We start from the raw sequence: 10,223 nt of genomic DNA, 5'->3' as shown, positions 1-10,223 counted from the left end.
CGTCGGGGCCGTCCTGGCCGAGCAGCACGACGAGTGGGCTGAGCAACGCCGCTACCTCGGCCTCGAGGCACTGAAGAACGCCCGCACCGTCCTGACCGATCGCGAGGACAACCCCGAGGAGGTGAGCACCAACCTGATCGCCGGCGCCATCAACCCCTAAACGAACAACCTCGACGGATCACGTCGTACACCACCGACCCGGACTTGACCGTGCCGAGGGCGAGGCTCGCAGGCGCATCTGGCGGCCACTGGAAGACGCTCGGACGTCAACAGACCATTGGCCGATCGACGGCGGCCGCGCCCGGCATACAGGCTGAATCGTCGCTGTCTGAACATTCGTTTTGCCCGGATTCATGATTAGCGGGGTGTCCTTTCGAAGATGCGTTTACAGTGGACAAGGCAATGCACCCTCGACGTCGGTGGGCCTCGCGACGGGCCGCGTAACCACCATGCAGGGGACACCATGGTTCTTCATCGCGTACCGAGGTCTACGTATGAGCCGGGCGATGATCAGGGCTCGCCCCGACTCGAGTTGCTCGGGCAGTGGCGGCTGACGGGCCTTCCTGGCGCTTCGACGGTGTCACTGCAGCCGCGCCGGCTCTTGGCCGTTCTCGGTCTTCGAGGAGTCATGAACCGCTTGGAACTTCGTCGGGTCCTTTGGCCGGCGTTGCCCGATGGCGGCGCTGCTGCCCGGCTTCGGGCGGCATTGTGGCAGCTAACTCCGCATAGGAGCATGCTGGTGCGTGAGGAGGGCGATGACCTTTCGCTCGACGAGCGCGTTCACGTCGACGTATCCGACATGTTGCACGCTGCAGCGGCCGTGGATGGCGGCGAGCCCCGTTCCCCAGACGTGTTCGCTGCCGACCTGCTGCCGACGTGGGACGAGGAATGGTTGCAGTTGGAGCGCGAACGGCTACTTCAGATTCGCCTCCATGCGCTCGAGCAGCTGTCTCGGCGCCTGGCTGAAGCACACGACTACGGGACCGCGCTGGACGCGGCGCTGACCTGCCTTCACGCCGACCCCCTACGAGAGAGCGCACACCGAGCAGTGATCCGAGTTCATCTGGCGGAGGGCAACGTCGCGGCCGCGGTCGCGCAGTACGACAGCTGCCGTGCTGTCCTCGATGCCGAGCTAGGTCTGGCGCCGACACGGCAGTTGACTGAGCTCATAGCCGCGTGCGGCTGGCGTCCGGAGCCGCGACGCAGCGCGGCGACGCCGGGGAGGTCAGGCGGTCTGAGGCCCGATCAACCCGGTCTCCCAACGTGACGAGGCGGCCACGGGGCCGAGACGGTTTGTGCCCACAGTTGTGTTGTGAGCGAGGACGTCGACCGAGCAGGCGTGTTGCTGCTTCGTGCGTGGCTGCACGAAGGGGAGATCGTCGCCCGCGTGCAGTCCTCCGTCGACGGCGAGGAACAGCAGGCGCACATACTCGTCGGCCTCGACACGGTGATAGACACGGTCCGCGGCTGGTTGCGAGACCTTTGCGAGACGCCGCCGTGACGCCTGCAAGACGGGGGACGGCGCACGCTTGCTCGCATGTCAGCCGCACAAGTCAGGCTTCGACTGCTAGAGGGCTTCGAACTCACGGTCGACGGAGAGCCCCATGAGCTGCCGCCCTCTGCCGAGCGCTTGGTTGCTTACCTCGCCCTGCAGAGTAGACCGGCCGTCAGAACCCAAGTAGCAGGCGTCCTTTGGGGGGACCGACACGAGGATCGCGCGGCCGCGTGCCTCCGCTCCGCCATCTGGCGCGCCAACTCGGGGTGCTGCCGCGCGCTGGTCGAGGCGGGTCGCACTCGAGTGAGCCTGCCGACGACGGTGCTCGTTGACGCGCGCGATGCCGCCGCCGCCGCGCACGCCCAGCTGGTCGGCGGCGCTCCTGTCAACCCTGAGCTGCTGCGTGGCGAGCTGCTGCCGGGCTGGTACGAGGACTGGGTCCTCGTCGAGCGCGAGCGACTTCGTCAGTTGTGCCTCGCGGGCATGGAGAGCATGGCGCAGACGCTCCTGGACGCCGGTCAGCCACAGCTCGCGGTCGAGGCAGCTCTGGCTGTCGTCTCGGTCGAGCCGCTGCGTGAGGCGGCCCACCGGATCCTGATCGACGCACACGTCGCGTTCGGCAACCGCATCGCAGCGCTGCGCCAGTTCGAGAAGTGTCGCCTCATCCTCGCGACCGAGGTCGGTCTGGCGCCCAGTGGCGACATCCTGGCAGCCGCGGCTCGCGCCCGCGGACCTGAAGCTGTTGTGGCGCAGAGCATTCACGAGGTGCTGCCGGCCGCCGCAGCCGGTTGATTCGGCCGGGCCGGTCGAGGTATGCCGTGGGCGTGGGCGCCGCGGGTCACCCCGGCCGGGCGATGGCCAGGCCAGTGATGCCCGGGCCGGTCGCAAGCAGGCACGGCCGCCGGTCGCCGCAGCGCAAGGCGTAGACCTGGTCGATCCCACTCACGCGAGTCGCGATCGCGTGCAGCGACTGCCGGGTCACGTCATCAACCTCCGGCGGCACTTCGGGCGCGTCCAGCGTTGCCCGCGCCGCGGCCACCTCATCGTCCGTCGCCGCCTGCGCGGACACATCGGAGCCCACGCACGGCGCAAGCCACGACAGAGATATCGGTTCGCGAACGCCCTCGGTCTTCAGCGCGTGCAACCCTTGCCGGGCCAGGGCAGCGCGTTCGTCCGGCTCGGCTTCGGCCAAGGCTCGCACCATCGTGGCCACCCCGCTCACCGGCCAGTCGACGAGTCCGGAGGCGGCGGCCTGTTCACCGGAGCGGACGGCCGCGACAAACGTGCTCACTACGTCGCTCACGGGACTCATCGTGCCTCGCTCGGCAGGCGAGATGCGGTGGGCCACGACGTTTCCTTGGCGAACCCGGGGAGCACGACCGTGATCTCGACGTACCGCCAGTCCGGGGTCGGCTGCGCTCCACGCTCACCCTGCGGGCTGTGCCGGATGCGGTTGTTGGTGAGGTCGGCGCTCGCTCGAAAGAGGAAGTACTCGATGGCGTCCTCTCGAGCGGCCGACAGGTTGTGGTTGCTGTGCTCGGCGCCTTCGGAGGACGCGTGTCCTTCGAGCATGATGACAGCGCCGGATACCCGGCGCAGCCACTGTGCCAGGTCGAGGAGCGGGCGAATGTCCTGGTCGCGGCGTACTGCATCGGCCAGCTGCATGTCGCCATCCGGGAGGGCGAGGCGGAAGTAGAGGCGGCGTGGAATCGTCGGGAGGGCGGGTGCCGGCTGGTGCACCGAGCCCGGCTGCTCGTCGCGCCGAATGCCTGGCTGGTGGCCCCAGCGATATCCACGAACGTCTTCACCGTTGACTTCGAAGTCCGACCAGTTCGGGTGCCGCGCAGTGATGTTCGACCGAAGCCGACGGGCCAGGTCGGCATCGCTGCCGGAGAAGCCGCTGATGATCTGCGCCTTCTCCCAGGCGTGCTCGCGCTCGCCGGGCACATGGAAGATGAACGGGAACGCGATGTCGCCGGCCCACTGCCAGTTCGCCGGGTTCCAGTTCGTCCCGGCAGCTTCGATCTCGGGGTTGAGGTCGGCGGCCGCCCGGTCGAAGACGCTGGCCATGGCGAAGAAGTCTGCGCGGAAGTCGTCGACCGAGGTGCCGGGGATCCCGGCGTAGTGCGTGGCGAACACGGCGGCGATCGCGCGGGGCAGGTCGAAGCGGATGTGCGCCTGCATCGCAGGGAGCAGCGCGTTGGCGATCTCCTTGGACGCGCCCATCCAGCTTCCCGGATGATCGGCTGCCTCGAAGGCCCGCCGCCAGTTGGGTTCGACCCCGCTTCGGTCGCCGGACTCCCACGCGTTCAGGTTGGCCATGTAGGTCGTGTTGAAGGCGATCACCTCCTGCATCTTCATGTGCGGGTACTGGTAGACGCCACGGTCGATGTGCTCGAGCTCGTGCACGGTCACGAAGTAGTAGACCCGCGCGAACCAGTACCTCCCGGTCCCGCGTAGACGGTTGGCGGTGGCCAATTGCTGATCCCGCACCTGCTCGGTCTGACGGTGCAGGGTCCGGAACGACGCGTTGGGGTTGAGCGGGAGCAGCTGGTAGCGGTAGCCGCGTGCGATGGGGAAGGTCAGCTGCGGCGCGGATGCGACGTACCAGTGCCCGTTCGCCTCCTGGACCAGGTTGCCCTCGCTGTCGTGACGCACTCCGGTGGGCCCGTATGCCGCCGGCGGAGTCGCCTGCGGCGGCCAGGCGGGTGTCTCTACGCGCGGTGGGTAGCGGCGCAGGACCTGTGGGTCCGAACCGCTTGCCTGTCCGACGCCGCGCTCCTCCGGAGCCGTGTGCGAGCCCATGACCACCGGCCGGCCAAGGTCGACGTCGTCGCGTGCCTGGACCGCGTGCATCGCCTCGTGGCGCTGTATCGCGGGTGGGGCATTGTCGGGCAGGAAGACGTGTCGGCCCACGGTCGCGGCTCCGGCTTGCCAGCGTTCCAGGGCCGCGTCGACTTCGGGGCCACGGTGCACAACAGCTCGTTCTGTCGCGTCGGCTCTGTCGGCAGTGGCGGCCGCGTTGAACGGTGCGACACTGCTGCGCTCCACCACCGCGGCGACGTCGTGGGACAGGTCCGCGCCGTCCGCCGGGGATGCCCAGCGTGGCGGTCTGGCGAGGTCAGCATGGGTCGGCCCGGTCGCGTCATTCGCCGCTTCGAGACCGTGTCCGGGCTCGGCGTCGGGCCGCTGGTGGCGCGGCTTCCGGTCAAGCTGGCTCATGGGGGACTCGCCTCCAGTCTTCGCTGCGGGTCGTGGTGCTCACCGGGGATCCAGCCGAGTGGTCGTGATCAGGCGACTGCGGTAGAACGTGAGGTCCTCACCGAGCAGATCTTCGACATCGGCCGCGGGGGTTGCAGACCAGTAGCCGCCTCGCCCCGTCTTCGGGACCGTGTTGCCGGCGTGGGTGATCCCGACCACGACGCGTTCGGGGACCGCGACCACGCGGTCGGCCGGCGCTCGCCAGACGAACCGCGTGTCCTCGCCCACCGCGGCCGTCGCGAACCGGTTGCGCTCCCAGGTCCCCCGCGTGAAGACGAGGCTGGTCCCAGCGACCCATGGCCGTCGGTGCGCCGGCCAGCGATAGGTCCAGGCCGCTCCGGTCGCGGGGGCGTAGAACGGGAGTGTCGACACACCTGAGACCTCCGCCCCGGTCTCGGCCATGCGGGCGAGCTGTGTCGTGATTCGGTCGGGGGAGTACCAGTCGTCGTCGTCCCAGTGAGCGAGCACGTCGCCCTGGGCCAGCTCGACCGCCAGGTTGCGCTTCGCACCCAGCACCATCCGTCGCTGCAGCCGGTGGTAGTGGACTCCGGGTATGCCGTCCACGAGATCGGCCACCGGGTCGCTGCCGTCGTCGACGACCACCAGCTCGCGGTCCGGGTGGTCCTGGCGCTGGTAGTAAAGGAGTGCCTGGCTCACGAACTGCCGTCGGTCTGCCGTCGGCATGAGGCACGACACGAGCGTTCCCAGCGCGGGCCGCCGGCGGGATCGGAGGAACTCGAGGTCCGGCGCCGGAAGGTCCGGGATGGCGCATCGGACCCAGCTCTCGGAGCCCCTGAACCGCCCGGGCTCGACACGCCATGTGTTGCGGCCGTGCCGGACGTACACATAGCAGTCGCCCGCGGTGACCCGCTCGAGACGCGCTCCGGCGGCGAGAGCCTGCTGCAGGAACGCGACGTCCTCGGCGAGCGACCGGTCCGCGAACTTCACGCGCCCGGTGCACAGCGAGGTGCCGAAGGCCAGTGTGCCGCAGCCGATCCCCTGGAAGAGCAACCGATCCTGGGCCTGAGGGGCGATCCGCCACGCCCGCCAACCCTCCAGCTCGAGCCACGGAAAGCCGACCAGGCCCGTGACATCCGCTCGTCCGTCGAGGATGGGCTTGACCTGCCGGCTGACCCGGTCGCGGGCATACCAGTCGTCGTCGTCCCAGAGCACCGCCACCGCCCCACGTGCGAGGCGGCAACTGTGGTTGCGCAGTGCCCCGATGGACTGGCGGCCCGGCAGGTGCACCAGTCGGATCCGTCGATCCGGCGGGAGCTGACCCTCCAGGGCCGGGTGCCCACTCTCCACCACGACGAGCTCGAGGTTGGGGTAGTCCTGGCGGAGGAACATGTCGGCGGCGTGAACCGCCCACTGTTGACGGCCGCTGGTCACCATCAGGCAGCTGACCAGGGGCGTGCGGGAGTGGGAGTCACGAGTCATGAGTCAGAGATCCTCGGCAGACTTCATCATCTTGTCGTTGAAGTCCTTCGGCGGGATGGTCCGCACCAGCGAGTCCGGGTCGTATCCGAGCTCGACGATGCGGCGGAGACGGCGTACCTCCGACTCGACACTCTGCAGTCCAGCGGTCTGGCGTTCGGACTCCCTCTGGTAGACGCCCAGCTTGTCGAGGAGGTACCCGAGGTCCTCGCGAAGGATCGGAGCGTCCTGACCGCCGAGCGGGTCTTTGCGCCCCTGCAGCTCACGAGTCGGGACCGAGGTGAACTGCGGCGGCCCGGATGTCGAGGTCGCCGTGAGGAGCAGGTAGCGATCCACCAGCCCGAACAGGTGCAGGAGCTCGTGGCCGAGCACTCCGGCCTCCGTGATGTGCGCGGGCGGGATGCTCATGACGCCGCCGTCACACATGGGATCGGTGACCGAGGTCGCGATCTTCGGATCGGGTTGGGGGAGTGAGCATCCGGGATACGTGACCGGCACGCCCGTGCTGACCGCGCGGACCGTGATGAGCCAGAAGTTGTGATCGCGAGGGGTCTTCGTGTCGATCAAGGTGAGCTCCGGCACCACCCTGAAGACCCGGCCCGCGAAGACACCCTCGAGGTTCTTCTTCCACACCAGGTCGATGCCCGCGGACAGTGCCGTCCGAAGCTCCCCGAACCGGCCCTTCATCGTGGCGTCCTCGAAGCGAACTTGGAAGCGCACTTCGACGACCACCGCGTTCTCGTTCAGCGAGACGGTGACGGGTGCGACGTTCAGACGGGTCCAGTTGTCTTCCTCGAGCTGTCGCCGCTGCTTCATGCCAGGGTCGATGGAGCCGGCGTCGAGCGTCGCCCGGTCCGCCAGCACCCGAAGTCGATCGGCCTCGATCGCCACCTGCTTGCCCTTGAGGGAGGCCAGCAGCGGCTCGAGAGTCCTGAGCCGGGCCTTCGCCCGCTCGGTCGTCGCCCTGTCCTGGGGTGACTGTGGGGCCGGCTGTCGCTGCACCCGCGGTACGCCCGTCGTGAGACCGGCGGGCAACCTGCCGGCGACCGCGGTGCCCCGGACAGCGGTGCCGGCCACGACCCGCCTCGCGAGGCTGTCCGCCTGGCTCTCGCAGACGTCGTCGGTCGTGCCGGTTCGGAGCTTGGGCGCGAGACCGGCGAGCTGAGTCCGGCCGAGGAAGAAGGCCGCGCGGAAGCGGCTGTCGCCGACGATGACGCGGATGCGCTCGGCCGCCTCCGCAGCGGGTCCGTACCCCATGGAGGAGGGATGGATCGGGCCACTGCACGCTCTCCCGGGAAGACCGCCCTCGAACCTGCGGCGGAACCGCGCGTCGCCTTCTGCATTCCGGCGGATCTCGTTGTACAGCTGGTCTCCGAGGATCTCCGGGAAGCCTTCTCGGATGACCTGACGGTTGCGATGGAGGTCCGCGAACTCCTGGCTCACATACACGTGCATGAGCTCGTGGCACAGCGTCTCGACGGCCGTCCACCGGGCATCACACAGGTCCATCGCTGCCGAGTACTGCAGGTTCATGGTGACCTCTGCGCTGTCGTCGCTGCTCGCTGTGAAGGTCTGCCGCGAGAGAATCGCCGCGAGGTCCGACTGCACGGACGGGTCGGTGGCAACCTGGTCGACGACGTCACCGAGCACCTGCTCGTCGGACGGGCAGCGTGGGTCGTAGTGCACCCGGCCGAACAGGCCTGCGCCTTCCGCCTGGGTGCGTGCCCGGTTGTCGAGGAAGGCCCGCATCATCTGCGGCGGGATGGCGCCGGGGGCCGTGCTGGGCGTCAGGTGGCTGGGGTACCGCCAGCTCTGCTGGAAGGCGCGGGTGTGGCTGTGACCGATGTACGGCGCGAAGACCCGCAGCGCCTCCGTCTGCACCTCGTCCGCTACCGACCTGATCTGGCCCACGGGGTGCACGGCGACCGGGTTCGCGCGCACCTGACGGGCCCGCCCGGACACGTACGCTCGCAGCAGCGTGGCGAGGTCGCTCCGGAAAGTCGGTTCGTCGAGCTTGCTGCCCGGGGGTCGGCCGACGGGACAGGCCGAGGACGAGGCGCTTCCGCTGGCTGCGTCGGGGTTGTACAGGGGGTCGAGCCGGCGCTGCTCCGCCGGGTTCGCCACCCTCAACTGCGTGGTCAGCGCGAGCTCGAGCCATCCGCTTGCTCGCATCGCCTCGGCGGCGAACTCGCGCCAGCGGGGGCCGAGTGGCAGCAGCTCGACTGCCTTCGGCGCATACTCGACGAGGCGTCGGGCGGCCTGTGTGAGGTCGAGACCAGGCATCGGGTTGTCGGCGAGCAGGTCAAGAGCGAACAACAGCCAGCGTGCCCGAGAGGTCGGGAGGGCGGCCACCTGGGCACTGATGTCGATCGCGGGCCGACCGGTCAACGCGGTGTACCGGGCCTCCGCCCGACCTTGGTGCTCCGCGGGGGTGTCGTGTCCCACGACGTCCCCGTAGTCGATGGAGATCTGGGCCGTCCCGACCTGGTGGGTCGCACGGTGCACACCGGTGGCGCCCGACGCCTGCTGCAGGACGTGGGTGAGCTCGTGGGCGAGCAGCTCACGACCTGCGGTGCTCTGTGGCTGGTACTCGCCTGATGCGAAGGCGATGTGGCTTCCGTGTGTGAAGGCACGTGCCGAGATCGCGTCGGCGCTCGCGGCTGCCGTCGCATCGGTGTGGACGCGCACGTCCCCGAAGTCCTGACCGAAGCCGTCCTCCATGAAAGTGCGCACGTCATCGCTGAGCGGTTGTCCGGGCGAAGCAAGTGCGGACTCCACGACGGCGGGGACGCCCTCGGTCCGACCGGCCTGCGACTGGGCCTTGCGCTGGACGACCGGTGCGTGGACCGGTGACGCGCCGCACCGCGCGGTGGGCGCTCCCCGGCCGGACGGCATACGCACGACGCGCCGGGCCATGGCGTCGGCATCGCGCTCGCTCGGGTCGGCAGGACTGCTGATGCCCGCGGGACGCGGTGGACCATGGCTCCTCCGTGCGCCCAGGGGCGCGGCGTCGACGGTTCGACGCGGTGCGACCGATGCCCACAACGGCATCCGCGCGAGGTCCGCCGTGCTCGCCGGCGCCGCCTGCCGCGCCGGCTCGGAGCACGCGGTCACAGCGCCGGTCCGCTCGTGGCCCGGAAGACGGGCGATCTGGCTCATGTCCGACGCCCCGAGCCGTTCCGGCTCCCACGGTCGACATCCGTCAGTGCGGCGAGCGGGAAGACGGAGCCCGCGCGCTGGTACTCCCGCCGTATGCCGGCGAGGACCTCTGCGTCGGACACGGTCCCGCCGCGGTCCAGGGCGAGCAAGGTGGCGTGGAGCGACGCGTTGCGGATCTGCCCGCCCGTGAGGGCGCAGCGCCGGGCGGCGTCGTCGAGCAGTCCCGCCGAGACCTCGTGGTCGACGGGGAGGTGGGCGGCCCAGATCTGCCAGCGCGCGTCGGCGTCGGGCGCGACGAAGTCGACGGTGACGTCGATCCGGCGCAAGAATGCCTGGTCGATCCGGCTTGCAGCGTTGCTCGTCACCACGACGATGCCCTCGAAGCTCTCCAGCCGGTGGAGCAGGAAGTCGGTCTCGAGGTTCGCGTAGCGGTCGTTGGCGTTCCCGACCTCGGTGCGCCGGGTCATCAGGGCGTCGCCCTCGTCGAGGAGCAGCACCACGTCGAGCTCTTCGGCGCGTGCCAGCACGCGGTCGAGGTTCCGCTCGGTCTCGCCGATGTACTTGTTGACCACCGCCGCCAGGTTCACGAGGTACAGGTCTAGCTCCAGCACCGCGGCCAGATGGCGGGCTGCGAGCGTCTTGCCCGTGCCACTGCCACCGCTGAACAGGGCCCTGACGCCGCGGGTCACCCCAGACCGCGCCGCGGAGTCGACCAGGCGCTCGCGGTGGCGACATCGGCGCAGCAGCGTGTCGAACTCGGCCGCGGCGGCTGCCGTCAGCACGGGAGCGTCGGTGGTCGGCAGTGCGGTCTGCAACGTGGCCAGCGTCTCGAGCCGGCAGTGCGGTCTGCAACGTGGCCAGCGTCTCGAGC

Annotated in this window: 8 protein-coding genes and 1 pseudogene; 4 read left to right on the top strand and 5 right to left on the bottom strand. The window is 69.5% G+C overall.

The window, feature by feature from the left end; translation table 11 throughout:
- From AC1DP0_RS11755 to AC1DP0_RS11740, 4 genes and pseudogenes are all read left to right on the top strand, one after another.
- A pseudogene (locus tag AC1DP0_RS11755) lies at positions 1-160 on the top strand (IS256 family transposase); the annotation flags it as partial.
- A gap of 579 nt (positions 161-739) precedes the next feature.
- Positions 740-1,267 carry an AfsR/SARP family transcriptional regulator gene (locus tag AC1DP0_RS11750; RefSeq protein WP_478084751.1) on the top strand — a complete coding sequence of 176 codons (528 nt, stop codon included), beginning with the start codon at positions 740-742 and terminating at the stop codon, positions 1,265-1,267.
- 45 nt (positions 1,268-1,312) lie between these two features.
- Positions 1,313-1,501 (top strand): hypothetical protein, encoded by a 189-nt coding sequence (locus tag AC1DP0_RS11745; RefSeq protein ID WP_478084750.1) that lies wholly within the window; start codon positions 1,313-1,315, stop codon positions 1,499-1,501.
- Positions 1,502-1,798: 297 nt separating this feature from the next.
- A complete protein-coding gene (locus AC1DP0_RS11740; RefSeq protein WP_478084749.1) occupies positions 1,799-2,287 on the top strand; it encodes a bacterial transcriptional activator domain-containing protein in 489 nt (162 codons plus the stop codon).
- Between the two features lie 46 nt (positions 2,288-2,333).
- Here AC1DP0_RS11740 and AC1DP0_RS11735 read toward each other — a convergent pair whose 3' ends face one another.
- From AC1DP0_RS11735 to AC1DP0_RS11715, 5 genes are read right to left on the bottom strand one after another with little or no spacing between them, the layout of a single operon-like run.
- Entirely contained in the window at positions 2,334-2,798 is a 465-nt protein-coding gene (locus tag AC1DP0_RS11735) for a hypothetical protein (protein ID WP_478084748.1), read from the bottom strand.
- A 5-nt stretch (positions 2,799-2,803) separates the two neighbouring features.
- A complete protein-coding gene (locus AC1DP0_RS11730; RefSeq protein WP_478084747.1) occupies positions 2,804-4,717 on the bottom strand; it encodes a DUF5995 family protein in 1,914 nt (637 codons plus the stop codon).
- A 39-nt stretch (positions 4,718-4,756) separates the two neighbouring features.
- Positions 4,757-6,196 (bottom strand): glycosyltransferase family 2 protein, encoded by a 1,440-nt coding sequence (locus AC1DP0_RS11725; RefSeq protein WP_478084746.1) that lies wholly within the window; start codon positions 6,194-6,196, stop codon positions 4,757-4,759.
- A 3-nt stretch (positions 6,197-6,199) separates the two neighbouring features.
- The gene (locus AC1DP0_RS11720; RefSeq protein WP_478084745.1) at positions 6,200-9,352 is read right to left on the bottom strand and encodes an eCIS core domain-containing protein; all 3,153 of its coding nucleotides are present in this window, start codon (positions 9,350-9,352) and stop codon (positions 6,200-6,202) included.
- Positions 9,349-10,167 carry an ATP-binding protein gene (locus tag AC1DP0_RS11715; protein ID WP_478084744.1) on the bottom strand — a complete coding sequence of 273 codons (819 nt, stop codon included), beginning with the start codon at positions 10,165-10,167 and terminating at the stop codon, positions 9,349-9,351. Before AC1DP0_RS11715 ends, AC1DP0_RS11720 begins: the two co-directional genes overlap by 4 nt.
- Positions 10,168-10,223: the final 56 nt, after the last annotated feature.

This window comes from Terrabacter sp. P5_B1, from assembly GCF_056400505.1.
This window is presented reverse-complemented; position numbering and strand designations above follow the sequence as displayed.

What these genes read in the sequence shown, in the direction of transcription:
- AC1DP0_RS11725 (WP_478084746.1), bottom strand. Translation starts at nt 6,196, where the DNA reads ATGACTCGTGACTCCCACTCCCGCACGCCCCTGGTCAGCTGCCTGATG.
- AC1DP0_RS11720 (WP_478084745.1), bottom strand. Translation starts at nt 9,352, where the DNA reads ATGAGCCAGATCGCCCGTCTTCCGGGCCACGAGCGGACCGGCGCTGTG.
- AC1DP0_RS11730 (WP_478084747.1), bottom strand. Translation starts at nt 4,717, where the DNA reads ATGAGCCAGCTTGACCGGAAGCCGCGCCACCAGCGGCCCGACGCCGAG.